Raw genomic sequence first — 21,206 nt, forward strand, 5'->3', positions numbered from 1 at the left:
TCCTATCTCCATTTATATACCCTTTTCATAAGCAGTCTATTAATTAATTCAAAAAGTAAAGAAAGCAAAGCTATAATGAAAATCCAAGCAAAAATTGCTGTTGTATTGAAATTTACCTTTTCCAACTGAATAGCAGCTCCTATTCCATATCTTGGTTGACCATGAACTTCCCCAGCTATAACTACCTTAAAGGCTAATGAAATAGATGATATCAAAATTCCCATAATATAAAACATAATAGAAGGAATATATATTTTTAGTACTTTTTCCTTTGTTGATACACTATATACTTTACACATATCTAAAATATTTTTATCAATTTCTTTTAAAGAATTTAAAATTCCCTCATATAATATTGGGAAAACTATTGCAAAGCCTACAACATAGGGTGCCTTATTCTTATCAAACCAAATAAGCGCCAATAAAACCAATATCATAGTGGGTATTGTCTTTCCTATCGTATTTATCGGCTTTAAAAAATTTCTAAAAAAGGGATACAATAAAGATAGTATCCCTAAAATAATAGATAAAGCTAAAGCACTAGTAAAACTAATAAAAGTTCTATATAAACTGCTAAATACATTGTTTATAAAATCCTTACTCTTTAATATATCTAACATTGATAATATAATTTTTTCTATCCTTGGAATATATATTTCCTTATTAATTTTTATTGCAAGAAGCTCCCAAAGTATTATTAAAATCAGGAGTGAAATTAGGCTTTGCCTTTTATTTTTCCATAAAAACTCCTTCATCTGGAACCTTTCCTCCTATAGTTACTGGATCAAAGTCATTTAATTTATTAAAATATGTTTTATATTCATCCTTAGAATCGCTTATCTTTACAAATTTAATATTAGCCTTATCTATTGCCTTGGAAATTATAGACTTATCAGCTGAAACTCCTATTTCCTCACAATAGTTTGCTAATTCCTCCCTATTTTCATTTGCAAATATAGTACTTTCTTCCACCTTATCTAAAAAAACATCTATAAATTTACTATCATTTTCAATTAAATCTTCTTTTACTATTATAGTAGCTTGAGGAAATCCGTAATCTGAAGAATTATTATTTTTCCATTCTTCATTTAAATCCATAACTACTTTTAATTCAGGCTTCTTTGATGAAATTTGTGAGAAAGCTGGTTCAGGAACAACAGCATATTTAGTTTTTCCTGCTAAAATCATTGGGGCAAGTTCAGTAACTCCATTAACATAACTAAAATTAAAATCAGCTTCTATATCATATTCTGTATCTTTTAATATTGATTTAGTAACTATATCAGGTGTTAATCCTTTCCCAATATTATATATTGCTTCTCCCTTTAAATCATCAATAGCTTTTTCTCCATCTAATGAAATTAAATAAAATGCTCCCCATCCAGTTGTTGCTACAATTTTATATCCAGCATTCTTATTATATTGAGTTGCTGCAACATTTGATGGAACAACAGCAATATCAACTTCTCCTTTTAATACCCCTGATACAACATTTTCAGCTGTCTTTTCTATAGAATAGCTAACATTATACCCATCTATAATTTCTGGATTTTCCTTTATCATTTTTGCCATTGCCATACTAGGTAATCCATCTGGAACAATAACTTTAATTTCCCTATCTTCTTTAGGAATATTGTCTGCTTCTTCATTAGTTGATGAGCCACATCCTGTAAAAACAAATAAAGTCATTGCCATTGTAATTATTTGCATTAACTTTTTCTTCATCTTAAATTATACCTCCTGGATAAATATTACTATAACTATAATACTACTCTTTTTTCCATCTTTTTTCAATTTGTAAAAAATGAGTTGTTTCGTTAAATTTAAGAAACAACTCATTTTTTAATATTTATAGTTCAACTACTCTTTTCATTATTTCATTACTTCTTTGAATAAACTCATCAAGTTCTTCTGCATTTAATGACTTATTAGAAATTAAAGCTAAATCAACTATTTGATTGCATATTAATTTAATTATATCTTTCTTAATTTCATCATCCTTAAGGGATACTAACTTCTTAACTATAGGATTATTATCATTTATAACAAGTGTCTTTTCCTCTGGGAAGCTCATTCCAACAGCTCCGCCAAATTGCTTTTGCATTTCTGCCATTCTTCTTGAATATTCAGAAACAAGTATCATAGCTGGAGTTCCTTCACTTTTTAAACTTTCTACAGAATACTCTTTAACCTTATCGCCTATAGCTTCTTTAAATAATTCTATAATTTTATCCTTTTCTTCTTTATTTTCTTCTTTATTTTCCTTATCTTTTAGAATATCAGATAAGTCTGAATCAACTCTATTAAACTTAATATTTCCAACCTTATATTCTAGGAAGGATATAAAATTGTTATCTATTGGAGTACTTAGTATAACTGCATCTAATCCGTATTCCTTAAATAACTTAATATATTGAGATTGTTTTTCTGTATCATTAATATAGAATACCTTATTTTCATGTTTGTCCTTTGCATTTTCTAAGTAATCATTTAATGTAATATAATTACCTTCAATATTTTTAAATATTATTGAATCTTTGATTTTATCATAGAAACTTTCATCCCTTAGGCATCCATATTTAATGAATAGTTGAATATCATCCCAGAATTCATTATACTTTTCTCTATCATTTTTGAATATTGAATTTAACTTATCAGCTACCTTTTTTACTATATGCTTAGATATTCTGCTTACATCTTTATCATTTTGTAGGAAACTTCTTGAAACATTTAAAGGTAGATCTGGACAGTCAATAGCTCCTTTTAAAAGTAATAGGAACTCAGGAATAACTTCCTTTATATTATTTGCTACGAAAACTTGATTATTAAATAGCTTTACTTCCCCTTCTATTAATTCAAATTCATTTTTTAATTTAGGGAAATAAAGAATTCCTTTTAAATTAAAAGGATAATCAACATTTAAATGTATCCAGAATAAAGGATCTTGGAAATCATGAAATACCTTATGATAGAATTTTTTATATTCTTCATCTGTACATTCACTTGGCTTCTTAAGCCATAAAGGATTAGTATCATTTAATGGAGTATCCTTTTCAGAACTCTTATCTTCTTCCTTTTTATCCTCATCCTTTAAGAAAATTTCTACAGGTAAAAATCCACAATATTTTTCAATAATTCCCCTTACTTTATAGAAATCTAAAAATTCCTTACTTTCATCATCTATATATAGAGTTATAGTGGTTCCCCTTGTAGTTCTTAAATCTGAAGGACTTATTTCATATTCAGTTCCGCCATCAGAAATCCATCTAACAGCCTCCGAATCTTCTTTATATGAAAGGGTATCTATTTGTACTCTCTTAGATACCATAAATGCTGAATAAAAACCAAGTCCAAAATGGCCTATTATATCATTTCCTTCAGCCATTTTATCTTTATATTTTTCCACAAAATCCTGTGCACCTGAGAAAGCTACTTGATTAATATATTTTCTAACTTCTTCCTCAGTCATTCCTATTCCATTATCACTGAAAGTTAATGTACCTTTTTCTTTACTTACTGAAACTATTATTTTATAATTTTCTTCATTGTTACTTTTAGCTTCTCCAAAAGATACTAGTCTTTTATGCTTACTAACAGCATCACAACCATTACTTATAAGCTCTCTTATAAATATATCTTTATCTGAATATAACCATTTTTTTATGATAGGAAAAATATTTTCAGTATTAATTGAAATATTACCCTTTTCATTACTCATAATATCATCCCTCCAAAACATAATTTTAAAATTCTAAAAAGTTAATGTCAATATTTCCATTGATTGTTAACTATTTGTACAAAATTTGTACATGTTCTCACCATCGTTATTTTATTAAAAAATGTATATAATATATTAAGAATAATAAATCAAAGGAGAAAGATATGAAATCATTTAGTGAATTAGGTTTGAATGACAATATAGTAAAGGGATTAGAACTTCAAGGCATAACTGAACCAACAGAAATTCAATCTCTTACTATTCCTGAAATATTAAAAAATAAAGATGTTATAGGAGAATCTTTTACTGGCAGCGGAAAGACCTTAGCCTTTCTTGCTCCAATATTTCAAAAAATTAATACTGAAAAAAGGGAGATGCAAGTTCTTATTATTCAACCAACTCATGAGTTAGTTATGCAAACAGAAGCACAAATAAAAATGCTTGCAGTTAATTCAAATGTGTCTGTTACTTCCCTAACTTTAATTGGTGATGTCAATATTTTTAATCAAATAAAAAAGCTTAAGGAGATTAAACCTCATATAATAGTTGGTACTCCTGGAAGAGTATTAGATTTAATGAATAAAAAGAAAATTTCAGCTCATACCATTAAAACAATAGTTATAGATGAAGCCGACAATCTTTTAGATAATACAAGCTCAGCCTTTGTTAAAGATATTATAAAAAAGACCATGAAAGATAGAGAAATATTAATTTTCTCTGCAACCATAAATAAAAATACTTTAGAAACTGCTAAAGCATTAATGAAGGATCCTGTTATCTTTAAAAATGAAAGTAATTTTTCCTTAAATCCAGTTATTGAACATATGTATATTGAAACAGATCCGAGAGAAAAATCAGAAGTGTTAAGAAAATTAACTTCTGCTATAAATCCTCAAAAAGCGGTTGTTTTTGTTAATAATGTCTACAATATTGACTTAGTTGCAGAAAGATTAAACTATCATAATAAGAATGCCTTTGCTATGCATAATAAATTGACTAAAGAACAAAGACAAAATGCCATGGAGAAATTTAGAAAGGGACAAATCAAAATTTTAGTTTCCTCAGATATATCTGCCAGAGGATTAGATATAGAAAATGTAACTCATATAATCAATCTAGATTTTCCTTCAAATCCTTTAGAATACTTACATAGAGCAGGAAGAACTGCGAGAGGAAAAAATTCTGGATGCACTATTTCTTTAGTAACAGCTAAAGAAATGCACCTTATAAAAAAATATGAAAAAGAATTTAAAATTAAGATAGTAAAAAAGCAGTTAAAGCAAGGACAACTTTTATCAATTGATTAATAATATATGGGTTTTACCTTATTTATTTTAAATTTGGTAAAACCCATATTCTTTTATGTATTTTATATAAAATTTTATTCATGAAGTTCAAGCGGTAGCCCATCTGGATCTTGAAAAAAGGTCATTTTTTTATTAGTAAATTCATCTATTCTTATTGGCTCTGTTTCTATTCCCTTTCCTTTCAATTCCTTTATTACATCTTCTATACAATTAACCTTAAAAGCTAAATGCCTTAAACCACATGCTTCAGGTCTTGTTAGCCTCTTTGGGCTATTTTTCATACAAAATATTTCTAACTCAACATCTCCAAGCCTTAAATCTAATTTATAATCTTGTCTGTTCTCTCTATAATTTTCCCTTATAATCTCAAAACCTAATTTATTCACATAAAAATCTTTTGATATCTCATAATTTGATACTATTATTGCAACATGATGTATTTTATCTAACTTCATTTACTCTCATTCCCCTAACTTTAAAAACTAATTTATATAAATTATATCAAATTTAAACTCACAGCAACATAACATACTCATATATTATTATAAGTCATAAAACTAATACTTTTGTCTTATAAGGAGATATTTAATATGTCATTAAGCTTATGTATGATTGTAAAAAATGAGGAACAAAACCTTGGTCGATGTCTTGAAAGCGTAAAGGATATTGTAGATGAAATAATTATCGTTGATACAGGATCTACTGATAATACTATAAAAATTGCTGAAAAGTATAATGCTAAAATATTTCATTATAAATGGGATAATAGCTTTGCTAATGCTAGAAATTATTCCCTAAGCAAGGCCTCAAAAGATTGGATTTTAATTATGGATGCAGATGATGAGCTTGTAAGTGAAGATAAAGAAAAACTTCTTAATTTAATTAATAATAAAAATATTAAATTAAATGCCTTTTTAGGAGAAACCCTTAGCTACTCTGGAGATTCTCCAGACCATAATATTTACTCCAATTTAAATATAAGACTTATAAGAAATGGAAAGGGATATAAATTTCAAGGTGATATTCATGAACAAATTATTCCTGGAATTGAAGATAGAAATAAAGAGGGTATTATAGGAATATCTGATATTAGATTTTATCACTATGGATATTTAACCAAAACTGTCTATGAAAAAAATAAAAGAAAAAGAAATATGGAAATTATAAAAAAAGAATTAGAAAAAAATCCAGATAATGCTTTTATGCTTTATAACATGGGAGTTGAATGCTCAGCTAAAGGCGATTACATTGAAGCCTTAAAACATTTAGAAAAAGCTTATGAAAATTTTAACCCTTTATCAGGTTTTAGTCCAAAACTAGTCTTAAAAATGATTTCTTGCAATGCTATTCTGAAAAGATATGATGAATGTTTAAAACTAATTGAAGAAGGATTAAAACATTACCCTAAATGTACCGATTTTGAATATCATAAAGCAAATATTCTTTTTATGCAAAATAAATATTCCTATGCAATTGAAGCAGCAAAAAAATGTATATCCATGGGAGATTCTCCTATTTTTTTAAGAGAAATTTTGGGCGTTGGCACTTATAGACCTTACTTTCTATTAGGAAATATATATTGTGCTATTGGAGATTTAGACGGGGCTTTTGAAGCTTATGAAAAATCATTAAAACTTAATCCAAAACTTAATGATGCCTTATTTAAAATTGCTGAAATTATGGCATCTAAAAATATTAGTACTAATGAGATAAAGAAAAAACTAGAAAGTTATATTGATAATTTTGATGAAGAAAGAAACCTTTTGTTTTCAAATATATTTTACAAATTAAATGATTTTCACACTGCTTATGACTATATAAAAAAAGCAGAAGAAATAAATAAAAACTCACAAAAAATAATTTTTCATAAAGGAATATATTTATTTTATCTAGGACGTTATAAAGAAGCTCTAAGAGAATTATATAAAGTAATAGATGAAAAATATTATAATCCTTCTGTTTACTGCTGTATTTTATGTGAATTATTCACTAAAAATTATAATCAAGTAGAAAAGCTATTAAAAATAACAGAAGAATTTAATGAACCTGAAGAAAGAATGGTTTATAAAAGTTTCATAGACATTATGAAGGAAAATAGATATATAAAATTAGCAGAAACACAAGAAGAAGCTCAAAAATTCATTAAACCTATTTTCAATTTATTAGAAATTTTATTAAAAGCGAATTGCTTTGAACAATTCGAAAAAGCTGTAAATCTTCTAAAGAGCATTGAAGATAATAATATTTTTATGATTTTAGGAAAGCTTTATTTTAAATATAGTTATTTCAGCTTTGCTTATGAAGAATTTATTAAATCTATAAAAACTTACGATATTATAGATGCTGAAGCCCTTTCTATGATGAAAGTAATATTATCCTTAAAATAAGATACTGAATAAATTTAATTAACATTTTATCACGATAACTTATATAAGACCATATATTATATTATATCTTAATCTAAAGATAACTATTTTTAATTAATTAAGAGGTGATATTATGGCATTTACTGCTGATTTTAATACCCCTAAAACAGCTTCTGGAAGATACATTATTGTTTCAGGAATAGTTCCAGCTAATACAGCCTTTATCGAAGTTATGCAGCTATCAGTAAGTAGATTTGAATCAGGTGTAGACCATTTCTATATAACTAAGGAATACGAAAATTCAACTAATGACCCTGTTACAGTTAATGAGACCTTAATTATAGCTGCTGTACCACAAATCACTTCAAGTGATGATGTAACTTTCACTTCCTTTGGCTCTATAATAGGAGAAGTTGATTTAGCATAGTATAAAATTTTATATTAGTGGGGCTGTTAACACAGTCCCTTTACTTTATACATATATACTCTTGAGGTGATAAAATGAAAACTCTTTTAATACCAGCTTCAAAAAGCCTTACAATTACAAATAAATTTCCCTGGAAAAATTTTAATATTGATAGAATTAAAGTAGGTTATGACGGTAATTACCTTTATTATAGTTATCTTTTTTTTAATTTATCTTCCTTGCCTCGTAATATTGTTATATATAACTCTAAACTTATATTATATAAACTTGATAAATTCTATAATGATAAACATAGCAAATTTTTAATAAGTCCTCTTAAGGAAGATTTTAATAAATATACAACTTATTACAATCCTCCAGCCTATTATCGTCACAAAAGAATTCCCTTTTATCCTATAACTTCAAAAATTGCCATATCCACTGATATTACACCCATAGTTTGTGACTGGATAATTAATAGAAAGAATAATAAAGGAATAATATTATATAATAAAAGTGATTATATTACAGCTAGTTTCACATCTTCCAAAACACCTTATGATTATTTAGTTCCATTATTAAAAATAAATTATGATATATATCCAATTTATAAACATTCTAATTCAACTATTAAGAAAGTTAAAGTTACAGGAACAGTAGCCCCAAATTCCATTTATTATATTATTATTAATATAGAAATAACTAGGGCAGGTACTGGAAAAAAAGATAATTATTATGTCTCTGATGAGTATGATAATTCTTCAAATAAATTTTCTCTTAATATTAATAAAGCTTATAGTATTCCTATATTTCCTAAAATAAAAGCTGGAGACATTAAAAAAGTAAATTTATTTGGATCATATAAAGGTCCAATCTCAATATCCTAATCAATATAAAATAATGACCCTCTATTTTATGAAGGGTCATTATTTTTATTTCAAATAAGATTTATTCTTTAAGCTTATTTAATACATATTCTACTTCTATATTTGTTGTAATAAGTAATCCTTCTTCATCTAAATCAAAAAATTCATTATGATGCGGCTTAGCTGTATTAGGATTGCAGCTATTTCTTGTTCCTACCTGAATATAGGTACCCGGTACTAAAAGTAAGTAGTCTGCAAAATCATCAGCCCCTAATTGCTTCGGTTTATTAGTTATAAGATTTTCTTCCCCAATAATTCCTTTTACCAGTTCAGCAACTTCCTTACTAACTCTTTCATCATTTACAAGAGGGGCAGCATAATCCCTAAATTCTACTATAGCCTCTGCTCCATACATTGAAGCTATATCTTTTGCTATCTTCTCTACTGTTTTGTTTGTTTTTTCTCTTGATTCTAAATTAAAAGTTCTTGTTGTTCCTTCTAAGCTAACTTCATCTGCAACTGTATTATAAGTAGTTCCTCCTTTAATCAGTCCTATTCCAACAACTACTGTATCAATTGGATCAGTCTGCCTGCTCACTATTGATTGTAAATTTATTACTATCTGACTTGCTATATATAGGGCATCTATTGATAGGTGAGGCTTAGATACATGCCCACCTTTTCCTTTAACTATTATTTTAAAATAATCACAAGATGCACAACATGGTCCCGCCGTTACTGATACTTTCCCCAAATCTATTTCAGATGATACATGGGCTCCAAGAATTTCTTCTACGCCCTCTAAACATCCTTCTTTAACAAAGATTCTTGCTCCTTGTCCAATCTCCTCAGCTTGTTGGAAAAACAATCTTACTTCTCCAGCTAAATCTTCCTCCCTTCCTTTTAAAATCTTTGCTGCTCCAAGAAGACTAGCTATATGTCCATCATGTCCACAAGCATGATTATAACCCTTATTTATAGATTTATATCCTTCATCTTTATTATCTGGCACTTTAAGAGCATCAATATCTGCTCTTATTGCTAATACTCTATTTGAAGGCTTTTTGCCTTTTATTATTCCTAAAACCCCAGTTTCTCCAATTCTCTGATAAGGAATATTTAATTTATCTAATTCCTCTTCTATTTTATTTGCAGTATTATACTCCTTTAAGCTTTCTTCAGGATGCTGATGAAAATATCTTCTTAAAGAAGTTATATATTCCTTTTCTTTTATAACATAATCTTTTATAGTCATTAAAACGCCCCCATTTTTATTTACTTTATTTCCAAGTTGGGATATAAGAGCCCTTATACTCCTCTTCTATTATATTAGCAACTTCATCTGTTCTATAAGCTTCTACAATCTTCTTATAAATCTCATTATCTTTATCTTCTGTTCTTGCAACAATTACATTTATATATGGATTATCACTACCTTCTTTAACTTCTTCTAAATAAATTGCATCATTTTTTGGTATGAAGCCCGCATCAACTGCATGTCCTCCATTTATTACTGATGCATCAACATCTTCTAACAATCTAGGTGTTTGCGCCGCTTCTACTTCTATAATTTCTATCTTTTTAGGATTTTCAGTTATATCGTCCAAGTTTGGGGTATATCCTGCTGCTTCATCTACTTTAATAAGCCCTGCTGCCTCTAGAAGTTTCAAAGCCCTTCCTCCATTGGTTGCATCACTTGGTATTGCAATCTTTCCTCCAGCTGGAATTTCATTAACAGATGAGATTTTCTTTGAGTAAATTCCAAGAGGTGCTATTATAGTTTCTCCTATAACTGATAAATCAAATCCTCTATCTGATATATCTTGATTTAAATATGCATAGTGTTGAAATGCATTTAAATCTATTTCTCCATCTGCTAAAGCTTGGTTTGGCTGGCTATAATCTGAGAAGGAAATAAGCTCTACAGTTACTCCTTCTTCTGCCAAACTTTCTATTATTGGTTTCCATTGGGGACTATCTTCACCAACTACTCCAATTTTAACAAGCCTTTCCTCCTTAGATACTTGTCCCGCGCATCCTGTTAATAAAAAAACTAATGCTCCTGATAATATTATATTTAATAAATTTTTTGCTTTCATCTTTATTATTCCCCTTTCCTATTTTGCTTATTGCTATTATTTTTTAATGAGTAGTTTTACTTATTACTTTATTTCCTACCCATTGAATTAAATTCACTAGAATAAGTAATATTACTACTGTCACAACTGTTACATCTGTTTGATATCTTTGATGTCCATATCTTATTGCTAAATCTCCAAGCCCTCCTCCCCCTACTGCTCCTGCCATAGCTGTTAATCCGACTAAACTAACAAGGGTTATTGTTGTAGCTCTAACAATGTTTGGTATACTTTCTTTTAAATAGACTCTAATTATTATTTCAAAATATGAGGATCCCATTGCCTCTGCTGCTTCTATTACCCCATTATCTAGTTCCGACAAGGCACTTTCAATTTGTCTTACAAAGAATGGTACTGTTCCTAATATTAGTGGAATCATTGATCCTTTTGTTCCAATTGCTGTTCCTACTATTGCCCTAGTTAATGGAATAGCTAATGTTAATAAAATAATAAATGGTATTGATCTTGTTATATTTATTATCTTCTCTAAAATATAGTAAATTAGCTCATTTTCTAATATATTCCCTTTCTTTGTCACTACTAATATAATTCCTAAAAAAAGTCCGACAATAAAAGATATAATACCTGCTACTATAATCATAAGTAAGGTTTCTCCAGTAGCTTTAATAATTTCATCTACTTTCGGTAATACATTAGGCAATAACTTTTGTGCTAACTCTGCCATCTTTAATCACCTCAACTTCCACATTATTTTCTTCAAGGTATTTAATAACATTTCGGACTTTCTCTTCTTCTCCTCTTATAATTACAATAAGTCCTCCAAGAGGGGCATCTTCAATTATTTCAACATTTCCAAAAATAATATTAGCATCCACATTAAATTCCCTAGATATTATTGAAATTATTGGTTCGGTTGTACTATTTTCAAGATATTTAAGTTTTAAAATTTTCTCATCCTCTCTAATTTCTACAACTGAAGATTTGTCTTCTATGAGGTAATTAATATTGCTTAATATAGATGTACTTTCTATAAAGTTTCTTGTAATTTCTTGCTTAGGCTCTGAAAATACTTTAAATATATTTCCTTCCTCCACTATCCTTCCCTTCTCCATAACAGCAACTCTTGTACATATTTCCTTAACTACCTGCATTTCATGTGTTATTACTACAATTGTTAAATTAAGCTTTTTATTTACTTCCTTTAAAAGCCTTAGTATTGATTTCGTTGTCTGTGGATCTAAGGCACTAGTTGCTTCATCACAAAGTAGAACCTTTGGATCATTAGCTAAGGCCCTTGCAATTCCCACTCTTTGTTTTTGACCGCCGCTTAATTGAGATGGATATGCACTTTCCTTATCCTCCAGTTCAACAAGTTTTAATAGAGATAAAACTTTCCCTCTTATTTCTTCCTTAGACAATCCACTCCCCCTTAATGGGTAAGCTATATTTTCAAATACCGTTCTTGATTTCATAAGATTAAAATGTTGAAATATCATGCCTATCTTTTTTCTTTCTTTCCTAAGTTCCTTATTTGATAAAGTTACAAGATTCTTACCATCTATAATAACTTGTCCTTTATTGGGTTTTTCAAGAAGGTTTATGCATCTAACAAGGGTCGATTTACCAGCTCCACTAAAGCCTATAATTCCATAAATATCTCCCTTATTAATCTTTAGTGTTACATCTTTTACTGCCTCTACTTTGCCAGCTTTTGTAGTATAACTTTTGCATAAATTTTTTAATTCTATCACCTTTCCCCCTCCTTTTTATTTAAAAATAAAAAAACTGCTTTCCTAAAAAATAAGAAAGCAGTGTAATAAACACATTAAACTTTCTATCTTTTAGACGTAGTTAACCTGTAGAATTTAGCACCAAAAATCATCCTAATTTCGCTTAATAATTTTGGTTGCTAGACTTCACAGGGCCAGTCCCTCCGTCTTTAGATAAAAAGTTATTTAGTTTTAGATTACTTGTTTTGTATTATATATTTACAGCTGATAAATTGTCAATATATTTTTTTATTAATAACTTGTTCATCTTAAATTAAAACATATTTAAAAATAATAAAGATTGGCTAGGATAGTAGGATTCGAACCTACGAATGCCACAGTCAGAATGTGGTGCCTTACCACTTGGCGATATCCCATCATTTGGAGCAAATAGTGGGAAGTGAACCCACCTTTCCAGCTTAGAAGGCTAGAGTATTAACCAATATACAATACCAGCCCTTTATTATAGAGAATTATAACTCTAACAATATTTCTTGTCAATTTATTTTTACTTATAAAATATAAACAAAAAACCTCTGATAATTATATATATAATAATCAGAGGTTTTTAAATCCATTTATATTTTTATTATGGTAATTCAAAATTCATTAAATTAATTACTCTTCTAATTCTGAGAATTCGTCTTTACCAACTCCACAAAGTGGACATAACCAATCTTCTGGAACATCTTCAAAGGAAGTTCCTGGTTCTACTCCATTATCTGGATCTCCTAGTTCTGGATCATAAATGTATCCACAAACATCACATATAAATTTTTTCATGCTCAATACCTCCTACAATGTTTTCTATTATTAAATATATTATCAAATATATTTAATTTAATTTAACAACATTTTCCTTAGATTTGCAATGCTATATTTTATAATATTGAACTTATATAATCTGCTGCCTTTTCTACATCCTTCTTAGATTCTTCATTAAGAGAGAATCTTACTCTTACTGGGAAATTAACTTCAATCATACCAGTAGACTTTATTATTGAGGAAGTGCTTAATACCTTTGCATTAGTTTCATTTAAGTAATCCTGAATTATTTCTATAGGTTCTCCACTCCATCCAAAGGAGCCAAATGCAGCAGCTACTTTACCTTCTAAATTCATATCCTTTAACTTCTTTAAAATATTTTCAATGGATCCTATTAAATCACCATATCTTGTTGAAGTACCAAATAGCAATGCATCTGAATTTCTAATGGCTTCTATAATATCACTTTCTTCGCTCTTATCAGCATTAAATATAGCTACTTCTATATCTTCAGCTTCAAGATCCTTCTTAAACTTCTCTGCAATAGCTTTTGTTGAATTTGTCATTGTTGTATATACTATAGCAGCTTTTTTTCCTTTCTTAGTTTGCCTACTTCTCTCATCATATATACTGATATATTTTTCTATATTTTGATCTAATACATATCCGTGAGATGGTGCTATCAGTTCAATTTCTAATTCTTTTAATGCAGAAATTAATGGTCTTACATATTTTTTATGTGGTGACATTATAAGATCATAATATACTGTAAATGCTTCTGTAATATCCATATCTGTCTTGCTGTCAAAGGTCTCATTGGCTGATAAATGTGTACTAAATACATCACAAGGGAATAATATTTTATCTTCAATGCAGTAAGTAATCATTGTTTCCTCTGTATGAAGATATGGTGTCATTCTAAATAGCAATGTTTTTCCACCAATATCAACAGTATCTCTATCTTTTACAACTAAAAAGTTTCTATCATGTAGTTTGTATAATTCCTTTATATGATATACAGCTTTTTCACTACAAATTATTGTTGCATTAGTAGCTTGTCTTGCTAATCCGCCTAAAGCTCCAGAATGATCAGGTTCTGTATGGTTTATAACGATATATTGTATTTTCTTTAAATCAATAATCTTTTTTAAATTTTCTATATATTGCTTTGTAAACATTATATCTACTGTATCTATTATTGTTGGTTTTTCTGTTTCTAATAAATAGCTGTTATATGTTGTTCCTTGTTCTAATATTAGTCTATGAAATGGTACTTTTCTATCGTCTATAACTCCTACTGAATAAATATTATCTTTTAATCTAATTTTTCTTTCCATAAAATCTCCTCCTAAATAAATAGCTTATCTCTTTATCAATTCTATAGCCTTATTATAGGAGATAACTTTAAAAGTTAATGTGATTATAATCAAATCTAAATATAAATGATAACTTTTTTCATTAAATAAAAAAAGAAGATTGTAACCAATCTTCTTTTTGAAAATACTATTTATTATCATCTTCTTTAGTTATTACTGCTTTACTAGAAATAAGTTTTTTGCAATTATTACAGAAATAATTAACAGCTCCACAGCCTTTTATTAATTCAACTTCTTTTTTACATTCTGGACAATAGTATTTCATAATCTCACCTTCATATATGAAAATAATTTATATTAACTTTATTATTTATTATATATATTCAAGTGAATTTATGCAAAATAAAAATACTATTTCAATTTATTGTTTATTATTAAATTTATACTCTTCCTTAAGATTCACCATCTTATAACGATCAGTTGCGCCCAATCGTTCTTATAGTTTTAACAATACTTCATTACAATTATCTATAAAAGATAATTGTAAGACTTATTATTTCAAAAACATACTTTAATAAGACTTTAAAAATCTCAAAGTTTAATAAAAAACTAACCCTATTAAAAGACCACTTAAATCATTAAATTAATGATTTAAATGGTTTTTAGTACTAGTCTTAGTTATTATACATTTTAACTGTTTTAATAATTTCATCTTTACAGCCATTAATTATTTCTTGTATCTTATCAAGCGTTTCTTTATCAATTTTGTAGTGTTTTCCTATATATGCTATATCTACAAAGCCAACTACTTTATCATCATCTATTACAGGAAGTAAGTAAATACTATGTATATTAAGGACTTGGAATTCCTTTTGTGGAGGGTTAAGTTTAAAAACATCCTCAACTGCAACATATCTTTTATTAGAAACTAAATCAACAAGAACTGGTATATTCTTTATTATTGTTGGATACTCAACTTTATGAAACTTTTGCCAATCTTCCAAACTGAATAGTTCTGTATCAGCTTTATAAAAAGCAAAGGCCTCAGCTTCATCTTTTACAGTTAAATAGGCAAGTTCGTCTATTTCAATTATTTCTTTTAATTTTTCTCTTAAATCATTAAATACCTTCATTGCTTTTTCCTCCAATTTTATTTAACTTTCTTTAATCTATCTGTATCAATGAATATTTCTGTTCCATCAGTAACAATTTCAACAAGTAATGGACTTGTTCTATCCTTCATAAGTCCTTCCAAGCTCTCTACTTGTGATAAATCTGTTATTTGAACAGCTTCTATACCCATTGCTTCAGCAATAGAAGCTATACTGATTTTATCAAATTGAACTTTAGCATCAAATTCTCTACCGAAAATAGCCTTCATACCATTTTTAACTAATCCAAACATAGAATTATTAATTACAAAATACATAATTGGCATATTATATTCTTTAGCAGTCAATATATCCATACCATTCATATAGAAGCCTCCATCACCAACAAATACTGCGTAAGGTCTTCTTTTATCTGCAAGGTATGAACCTAAAGCTCCTGCTACTCCTGCACCCATACAAGCATAATTGACACTGCCTTGGAAATCCATATCTTCTCTTATAGGCATATATTTAAAGATATAGTTAAAGAAATCTCCTACATCTACAATAACACAGGTATCTTTAGGGAATATATCAGGTAGCATCTCATATAATCTTCTCAATGAAATTCCTGTATGATTTTTAACATATGGCTTGTTCATTTCTGGCTTAAGGAAGGAATTATTCTTCTTAGATACTTCTTTATTTAAAATCTTAACTGCCTCTCTCAAATCATAACATACTGATACATCTTCCTTAAATACTCTATTAAACTCTTTAGTATCCCAATCTATTCTTATAACTTTTCTTCCTCTTACAAGAACATCATTATAATCTCTTGTTGCGCTTTGACCAAGGGATGTTCCTAGTATTAAGATGCAATCAAGATCTTCATTTTCAACATATTCTATGGCACCATCAGAAGAACAGAAACCATAATTTCCTATATAATAAGGGAAATCAGAATTTACTATTCCTTTAGCATTTGGGGTTGAAATTATTCCCCAGCCAAGTTTTTCACTTAATTCTTTTATTTCTTTAGATAATCCTCTTGTTCCTCTACCAATAAAAATTAATCCCTTTTTAGCCTTCTCTATTTCTTCAACAGCAAATTCTAAGGCTTTATTATCATTTACTGGTTTTTCAATTGTGTTATCACATTCTAATTCACCTTTAAATTCTGGCATTTGAATATCATATGGAATTGACACAAGAGTAACGCCACAAGGAGGTGTAAGAGCTATTTTTATTGCCTTTTGAAGCTCTGGTATAACATCTTCTTCTCTTTCTACATTTACAGAGTATTTTGCAAAACTTTCTACTACTTTTGCATTATTAAATTCTTGTAAGGCACCCTTTCCCATATATGATAATCTAACATCGCCATTTATAACAAGCATAGGTACTTTGTTTCTTTGTGCATCTGCCATACCATTAATAGCATTATTTACGCCTACTCCTCCTGCTAACATACATACTCCTAATTTATTGGACATATCAGCATATTTTGAGGCTGAATAAGTTGCACCTGCCTCATTCTTTGTAATTATATATTCGATTTGGCTATCATTAAGCGCGTCAAGAATACCTCCAAAAGTACTAGCAGGTATACCAAAAACGTGTTTAACGTTATGATTTTCCAATACTTTAATTACTGCATCTGCTATTCTCATCTTACATATTCCTCCCTTATTCATTTTTAACATTTATACTATACTTTACCATTATATATTATAACTTTTAACATGTCATATTCTTGTTTACTTTTTATTATTAAAAAGAGAGAACACCTAAAAAGGTGTTCTTAAAATATTTTAATATCCAGCTGATTTAAGGTAGTTATCTGCTTCTACTGGGTCAGTAAATGCAACTGGCTTAAATGCTTGAGCTTCTCCAACCCTATTCATTTGCATTTCAAGAACTTTTGTTGCAACTATTAAAGCAGCCTTGTCCATACCATTGCGATAACATTCTCCAACAAATTCTTGAGCTTCTGGAACATTTTGAGTCATCATATAATTTCTCATATCACATAATTTAGCCCATTTTTTACCTTTAAATAATGGAAAAATCTTATTTCTGTAATCTTCTGCCATTCTTGTTACTGCTTCCTTAGTGAATAATTTCTTTTCATAAGTTTCAGTAACAACCTTTCTGTCTAAGTCTACCTTTAATTCATAAATTCCTTCTTTGTCCTTGATTATCATACTTTTACCACCTTTTAAAACTATTTAATAATTATTTTAAAATTATTGACTATAGCTAGTTTTTATTTTATCACTATTGTCAATAATAATTTGCGATAAAACTAAAAATATTCTATTATTGCCTTTTTATTTTTAAACCTTTATTTTTAATAAGCCTACTAATAATTACCTATAAACTGATATTTTTCTTTTGGTAATTTTATTTAAGTATCTAATTTATTTATAAAAAAAATGGCAATGTAATTATATTCTTCCTATATTATAACATATTTTGATAAAATATTACAATATATTTTAAATAGAATTTTAAATGATATTATATTTTCTATTATATTTAATTTTCAATATTATAAAATCAAATTATATATAAAAAGAGCCTACATAGATATACTTTTCATAAATCTTTATATGCTCTCTTTACTTCACTCCTATATTTTTCTTTTTTCTTAAAAGCTTATTTTTTATGATAAGGTTCTCCTGTAATTCTTGTTGTATAATACTTTCACATCTTATAAATTTGTAATTATTTATTTTAAGTAATATATTTCCTCTTTATTTAAATAATGGTATAATATAAGCTATGAGTATTATTGAGAACATATTAAGTTATACAGGAGGAAAATTAACAATGTCAACATCAAGAATATTAAAATGGGTTTCAGGCGGGCTTGAGGCACTTTTGGGAATTCCAGTTCTAGGAGCTTCAATTATTTTGGGATTATTTTGGAGCCCATTAGTTATTATGTTAGCATTGCATATCGTTACTCTAGTTCTTACTAAAAAAGATGGAGGAGGATCAACTGGTAGTATTTTAGGAATCGTAACAAGCTGCTTAGGTTGGATTCCATTCGTAGGAATGGTTCTTCACATACTTTCAGCCATATTCCTTATGATTGATGCTTCAAAACCAGAAAACTTATCACAAAACAATTTATAATCGCAAGAAATAATAAAAATGAGCTATCACATTAGAGGATTAAATTTCCGTTAGTGATAGCTTTAATTCAGTTTTTAGCATTGTTCTAAATACTCTCATAATCCAATTCCTCCATTTTAAACTAACATCCTTCAGCACTTGAACATCTCCATAGAGCTTATAAAGGTTATTAACTTTTATTACTTCCATGTGTTATTCCCTCCTTTTGATAAAAGAATAACACCAGCACAAAGTCTGGTGTTAAAGTGTAGGGTATAAATTTTTTAATAAATCTTCAAACCATTTAAGATTAACTAAATGATGAGAAAGTGAATTTTCCATCATCTTTTTAAAATATATCTCAACAGTATTATCATTTTTAATAGCTTCTTCTAATAAAAAAATTTTTTCCTTAGTTTGTTCTATTTGAATTTCTATTATTTTTTTTAAGTTCTCCTTTTCATATTCATCAGAAAATAACATTGCCCCATAAAAAGGTAAATTTATATATTCAGTTTTAGAGCCATACTTAAACATTAACCTTTCAAATTCTTTATTTCCTAGTTCGGTTATAATATAATTTTGAGTTTCTCTAGTATTATCTAACTTATCAACTCTTTTAATATATTTTTTTCCTCTAATTTTTGAAGATTATAATAAAAAGATCCCTTGGTAAAATTAACTATATATCTGTAATGTCTTTCTTCCATTAATGATAATAATTCATATCCATAAGAACCTTGATTTTGTTTTATTAAACCTAAAATTAATAGTGGTATCAAAATATTATCTCCTTTACATTTTAAAATTATAATATACTATTTTTAATTATAATTAGTCATTATTAATTTTAGTAGCTTCTGCTAAAAATTCATCATATGTTATTTTTTCCAACGCAAAATCCATACTTTTTATATATATTTTATCCGACTTGGTATGTACTCTTGAACAAATAGAATCTACTAAATCACTTTCATTTGCCAATGGTTCTAATATGTGCTTTTTATTATAAAAATCTTCAAAATGTCTTAATCCAAATTTTCTTTGAGAAATTGCATTAATATGAATACCATCAGGATTAGAACTTAAACCTGATGCAGTAACAAAATAACAATTATCTTGTTCAATTGCAAACTTTTTTAACCGTTGATTTATAAAACTATACTCTGTACAGCTTTTTCCGAATCCTTCTTTTCCTAAAAAATCTGGCAGTCCACCAATAATAACTGGAATATTGGGTGCATTTAATTCCTTTCTAAGCTCTTCAATTATTAAAAGTAACTTTTCATAATAAACTTTATATTTTCCATTATGACTGTCACTTTCTCCTTGATGCCATAAAACTCCAACTAGTTCACTGCTTTGCATAGCAAATTTCGCTTCATTTATAGCATGTCTAAAAAGCACTTTATCTACAGCCCACTCATCTATAGAACTTCCTCCTTCTGCACAAGGAATTAAACCAATAATATCATCTTGATTCTTGCGACACCATGCCTCTCAAAATGAAGCAGCTAAACTTATTCCTGAAACAGGTCTATCATAATTAATTGGTTCAGTCATCATTTGCCATTACGCAACATTTGTATTCTTTCATTGTAAATTAGAGGCACTTCATTAATAAAACCTCTTCATGCCATATTGGACTACCCTAACATTAAAACTGATTTAATCATTTTTTTCATCCTTTCTTTTATTCATATAAACCAAGGTAATCAACAATAGTCTAATTAGACTATTTGTTAACTAAATTTCTTATGTAAATAGATATTATATAATTTAATTATTTCACTTAAAGAAAAAACTTATATATAAATAAAAGTAAGAGTCTTGATTCTTATAATTACTCTTACTTATAATTCCAATAAAAACTTCACTTATTTATGATATGGTTCATTCTTCATTATTCTAAAAGCTCTATATATTTGCTCTAATAACATTACTCTAAATAATTGATGGGGAAAGGTCATTTTAGAAAAACAAAGCTTATAATTTGATCTACTAATTACCTTCTTAGATAGTCCCAAGCTTCCCCCTATTACAAAAGCTATATTAGAATTACCCATAACTCCTAAGTTTTCTATATAATTTGCAAATTCCTCTGAAGGCATTTCCTTTCCCTTAAGGTCTAAAGCAATAACAAACATATTATCTTTTATTTTTGATAATATTAAATCGCCTTCTTTATCCTTTATTTGAAGCTCTTCCTTTTCACTTGCATTATCTGGTGTTTTCTCGTCTGCTAGTTCTATTATTTCTAATTTGCAGTATCTTGATAATCTTTTTGAATATTCATCTATGGCTTCTTTTAAATATTTCTCTTTTAGTTTTCCTACTGATATTATTGTTATATTCATTACATCCTCCAATATATCTCTTT

21 protein-coding genes, 2 tRNA genes, 2 pseudogenes and 1 riboswitch are annotated in these 21,206 nt (G+C 28.0%); of the genes and pseudogenes, 5 read left to right on the forward strand and 20 right to left on the reverse strand.

Going from position 1 to position 21,206, the window contains the following annotated elements; genetic code table 11:
* Positions 1 to 2: 2 nt before the first annotated feature.
* From BEN51_RS13315 to htpG, 3 genes are all read right to left on the reverse strand, one after another.
* Positions 3 to 755, reverse strand: a complete 753-nt coding sequence (locus BEN51_RS13315; RefSeq protein ID WP_119866481.1) for an ABC transporter permease — start codon at positions 753 to 755, stop codon at positions 3 to 5.
* Positions 730 to 1,725 carry an ABC transporter substrate-binding protein gene (locus tag BEN51_RS13320; RefSeq protein WP_119866482.1) on the reverse strand — a complete coding sequence of 332 codons (996 nt, stop codon included), beginning with the start codon at positions 1,723 to 1,725 and terminating at the stop codon, positions 730 to 732. Before BEN51_RS13320 ends, BEN51_RS13315 begins: the two co-directional genes overlap by 26 nt.
* 124 nt (positions 1,726 to 1,849) lie before the next feature.
* Positions 1,850 to 3,718 (reverse strand): molecular chaperone HtpG, encoded by a 1,869-nt coding sequence (gene htpG, locus BEN51_RS13325; RefSeq protein ID WP_119866483.1) that lies wholly within the window; start codon positions 3,716 to 3,718, stop codon positions 1,850 to 1,852.
* A gap of 164 nt (positions 3,719 to 3,882) precedes the next feature.
* On the opposite strand from htpG, the gene BEN51_RS13330 reads away from it, so the two are divergent.
* Positions 3,883 to 5,025, forward strand: coding sequence for a DEAD/DEAH box helicase (locus BEN51_RS13330; RefSeq protein ID WP_119866484.1), 1,143 nt, complete (start codon positions 3,883 to 3,885; stop codon positions 5,023 to 5,025).
* Between the two features lie 74 nt (positions 5,026 to 5,099).
* Here BEN51_RS13330 and gloA2 read toward each other — a convergent pair whose 3' ends face one another.
* Complete coding sequence (gloA2, locus tag BEN51_RS13335; RefSeq protein WP_119866485.1) at positions 5,100 to 5,480, reverse strand: SMU1112c/YaeR family gloxylase I-like metalloprotein; 381 nt, start codon at positions 5,478 to 5,480, stop codon at positions 5,100 to 5,102.
* A gap of 135 nt (positions 5,481 to 5,615) precedes the next feature.
* On the opposite strand from gloA2, the gene BEN51_RS13340 reads away from it, so the two are divergent.
* The 3 genes from BEN51_RS13340 to BEN51_RS13350 all read left to right on the forward strand — a co-directional run bounded on the left by BEN51_RS13340 (position 5,616) and on the right by BEN51_RS13350 (position 8,684).
* Positions 5,616 to 7,412: a TPR domain-containing glycosyltransferase gene (locus BEN51_RS13340; RefSeq protein ID WP_119866486.1), complete on the forward strand. Its 1,797-nt coding sequence runs from the start codon at positions 5,616 to 5,618 to the stop codon at positions 7,410 to 7,412.
* Positions 7,413 to 7,524: 112 nt separating this feature from the next.
* Positions 7,525 to 7,818, forward strand: coding sequence for a hypothetical protein (locus BEN51_RS13345; protein ID WP_119866487.1), 294 nt, complete (start codon positions 7,525 to 7,527; stop codon positions 7,816 to 7,818).
* Positions 7,819 to 7,892: 74 nt separating this feature from the next.
* The gene (locus BEN51_RS13350) at positions 7,893 to 8,684 is read left to right on the forward strand and encodes a DNRLRE domain-containing protein (RefSeq protein ID WP_119866488.1); all 792 of its coding nucleotides are present in this window, start codon (positions 7,893 to 7,895) and stop codon (positions 8,682 to 8,684) included.
* A gap of 61 nt (positions 8,685 to 8,745) precedes the next feature.
* Here the strand turns inward: BEN51_RS13350 and BEN51_RS13355 are convergent, their stop codons facing one another.
* The 12 genes from BEN51_RS13355 to BEN51_RS13410 form a co-directional block, all read right to left on the reverse strand.
* A complete protein-coding gene (locus BEN51_RS13355; protein ID WP_119866489.1) occupies positions 8,746 to 9,918 on the reverse strand; it encodes a M20 metallopeptidase family protein in 1,173 nt (390 codons plus the stop codon).
* A gap of 25 nt (positions 9,919 to 9,943) precedes the next feature.
* Entirely contained in the window at positions 9,944 to 10,762 is an 819-nt protein-coding gene (locus tag BEN51_RS13360; protein WP_119866490.1) for a MetQ/NlpA family ABC transporter substrate-binding protein, read from the reverse strand.
* Positions 10,763 to 10,805: 43 nt separating this feature from the next.
* On the reverse strand, positions 10,806 to 11,486 hold the full coding sequence (locus BEN51_RS13365; RefSeq protein ID WP_119866491.1) for a methionine ABC transporter permease: 681 nt from the start codon (positions 11,484 to 11,486) through the stop codon (positions 10,806 to 10,808).
* A complete protein-coding gene (locus tag BEN51_RS13370) occupies positions 11,455 to 12,513 on the reverse strand; it encodes a methionine ABC transporter ATP-binding protein (RefSeq protein ID WP_119866492.1) in 1,059 nt (352 codons plus the stop codon). The genes BEN51_RS13365 and BEN51_RS13370 overlap by 32 nt, the downstream gene beginning before the upstream one ends.
* An 80-nt stretch (positions 12,514 to 12,593) precedes the next feature.
* Positions 12,594 to 12,712: riboswitch (SAM riboswitch) on the reverse strand.
* Between the two features lie 121 nt (positions 12,713 to 12,833).
* Positions 12,834 to 12,908, reverse strand: a tRNA-Gln gene (locus tag BEN51_RS13375).
* 5 nt (positions 12,909 to 12,913) lie between these two features.
* Positions 12,914 to 12,988 (reverse strand) — tRNA-Arg (locus BEN51_RS13380).
* Between the two features lie 161 nt (positions 12,989 to 13,149).
* On the reverse strand, positions 13,150 to 13,314 hold the full coding sequence (gene rd / locus BEN51_RS13385) for a rubredoxin (RefSeq protein ID WP_119866493.1): 165 nt from the start codon (positions 13,312 to 13,314) through the stop codon (positions 13,150 to 13,152).
* 98 nt (positions 13,315 to 13,412) lie between these two features.
* Positions 13,413 to 14,633, reverse strand: coding sequence for an FprA family A-type flavoprotein (locus BEN51_RS13390; RefSeq protein ID WP_119866494.1), 1,221 nt, complete (start codon positions 14,631 to 14,633; stop codon positions 13,413 to 13,415).
* A 166-nt stretch (positions 14,634 to 14,799) separates the two neighbouring features.
* Positions 14,800 to 14,937, reverse strand: coding sequence for a YfgJ family double zinc ribbon protein (locus BEN51_RS13395; RefSeq protein WP_119866495.1), 138 nt, complete (start codon positions 14,935 to 14,937; stop codon positions 14,800 to 14,802).
* Positions 14,938 to 15,286: 349 nt separating this feature from the next.
* Positions 15,287 to 15,745 (reverse strand): hypothetical protein, encoded by a 459-nt coding sequence (locus BEN51_RS13400; protein WP_119866496.1) that lies wholly within the window; start codon positions 15,743 to 15,745, stop codon positions 15,287 to 15,289.
* Positions 15,746 to 15,762: 17 nt separating this feature from the next.
* A complete protein-coding gene (locus BEN51_RS13405) occupies positions 15,763 to 17,376 on the reverse strand; it encodes a thiamine pyrophosphate-binding protein (RefSeq protein WP_164704127.1) in 1,614 nt (537 codons plus the stop codon).
* 141 nt (positions 17,377 to 17,517) lie between these two features.
* Positions 17,518 to 17,910: a hypothetical protein gene (locus tag BEN51_RS13410; protein WP_119866498.1), complete on the reverse strand. Its 393-nt coding sequence runs from the start codon at positions 17,908 to 17,910 to the stop codon at positions 17,518 to 17,520.
* Positions 17,911 to 18,538: 628 nt separating this feature from the next.
* On the opposite strand from BEN51_RS13410, the gene BEN51_RS13415 reads away from it, so the two are divergent.
* A complete protein-coding gene (locus tag BEN51_RS13415; protein WP_119866499.1) occupies positions 18,539 to 18,847 on the forward strand; it encodes a hypothetical protein in 309 nt (102 codons plus the stop codon).
* Positions 18,848 to 18,886: 39 nt separating this feature from the next.
* Here BEN51_RS13415 and BEN51_RS13895 read toward each other — a convergent pair whose 3' ends face one another.
* The 4 genes and pseudogenes from BEN51_RS13895 to rlmH form a co-directional block, all read right to left on the reverse strand.
* Positions 18,887 to 19,036 carry a hypothetical protein gene (locus BEN51_RS13895; protein WP_164704128.1) on the reverse strand — a complete coding sequence of 50 codons (150 nt, stop codon included), beginning with the start codon at positions 19,034 to 19,036 and terminating at the stop codon, positions 18,887 to 18,889.
* A 51-nt stretch (positions 19,037 to 19,087) separates the two neighbouring features.
* Positions 19,088 to 19,608: pseudogene (locus BEN51_RS13420) on the reverse strand (PadR family transcriptional regulator).
* Between the two features lie 52 nt (positions 19,609 to 19,660).
* Positions 19,661 to 20,466, reverse strand: a pseudogene (locus BEN51_RS13425) (sialate O-acetylesterase).
* Positions 20,467 to 20,703: 237 nt separating this feature from the next.
* Positions 20,704 to 21,183, reverse strand: a complete 480-nt coding sequence (gene rlmH, locus BEN51_RS13430) for a 23S rRNA (pseudouridine(1915)-N(3))-methyltransferase RlmH (RefSeq protein WP_119866500.1) — start codon at positions 21,181 to 21,183, stop codon at positions 20,704 to 20,706.
* Positions 21,184 to 21,206 lie beyond the last annotated feature (23 nt).

The sequence above is a fragment of the Clostridium isatidis genome (assembly GCF_002285495.1).
In the GTDB taxonomy this organism is placed as follows: domain Bacteria; phylum Bacillota; class Clostridia; order Clostridiales; family Clostridiaceae; genus Clostridium; species Clostridium isatidis.

Coding starts and splice junctions, on each gene's coding strand:
- BEN51_RS13895 (WP_164704128.1), bottom strand. CDS start 19,036: ATGGAAGTAATAAAAGTTAATAACCTTTATAAGCTCTATGGAGATGTT.
- BEN51_RS13410 (WP_119866498.1), bottom strand. CDS start 17,910: ATGATAATCAAGGACAAAGAAGGAATTTATGAATTAAAGGTAGACTTA.
- gloA2 (WP_119866485.1), bottom strand. CDS start 5,480: ATGAAGTTAGATAAAATACATCATGTTGCAATAATAGTATCAAATTAT.
- BEN51_RS13415 (WP_119866499.1), top strand. CDS start 18,539: ATGTCAACATCAAGAATATTAAAATGGGTTTCAGGCGGGCTTGAGGCA.
- htpG (WP_119866483.1), bottom strand. CDS start 3,718: ATGAGTAATGAAAAGGGTAATATTTCAATTAATACTGAAAATATTTTT.
- BEN51_RS13355 (WP_119866489.1), bottom strand. CDS start 9,918: ATGACTATAAAAGATTATGTTATAAAAGAAAAGGAATATATAACTTCT.
- BEN51_RS13340 (WP_119866486.1), top strand. CDS start 5,616: ATGTCATTAAGCTTATGTATGATTGTAAAAAATGAGGAACAAAACCTT.
- BEN51_RS13400 (WP_119866496.1), bottom strand. CDS start 15,745: ATGAAGGTATTTAATGATTTAAGAGAAAAATTAAAAGAAATAATTGAA.
- rlmH (WP_119866500.1), bottom strand. CDS start 21,183: ATGAATATAACAATAATATCAGTAGGAAAACTAAAAGAGAAATATTTA.
- BEN51_RS13320 (WP_119866482.1), bottom strand. CDS start 1,725: ATGAAGAAAAAGTTAATGCAAATAATTACAATGGCAATGACTTTATTT.
- BEN51_RS13345 (WP_119866487.1), top strand. CDS start 7,525: ATGGCATTTACTGCTGATTTTAATACCCCTAAAACAGCTTCTGGAAGA.
- BEN51_RS13365 (WP_119866491.1), bottom strand. CDS start 11,486: ATGGCAGAGTTAGCACAAAAGTTATTGCCTAATGTATTACCGAAAGTA.
- BEN51_RS13395 (WP_119866495.1), bottom strand. CDS start 14,937: ATGAAATACTATTGTCCAGAATGTAAAAAAGAAGTTGAATTAATAAAA.
- BEN51_RS13330 (WP_119866484.1), top strand. CDS start 3,883: ATGAAATCATTTAGTGAATTAGGTTTGAATGACAATATAGTAAAGGGA.
- rd (WP_119866493.1), bottom strand. CDS start 13,314: ATGAAAAAATTTATATGTGATGTTTGTGGATACATTTATGATCCAGAA.
- BEN51_RS13390 (WP_119866494.1), bottom strand. CDS start 14,633: ATGGAAAGAAAAATTAGATTAAAAGATAATATTTATTCAGTAGGAGTT.
- BEN51_RS13405 (WP_164704127.1), bottom strand. CDS start 17,376: ATGAGAATAGCAGATGCAGTAATTAAAGTATTGGAAAATCATAACGTT.
- BEN51_RS13350 (WP_119866488.1), top strand. CDS start 7,893: ATGAAAACTCTTTTAATACCAGCTTCAAAAAGCCTTACAATTACAAAT.
- BEN51_RS13315 (WP_119866481.1), bottom strand. CDS start 755: ATGAAGGAGTTTTTATGGAAAAATAAAAGGCAAAGCCTAATTTCACTC.
- BEN51_RS13360 (WP_119866490.1), bottom strand. CDS start 10,762: ATGAAAGCAAAAAATTTATTAAATATAATATTATCAGGAGCATTAGTT.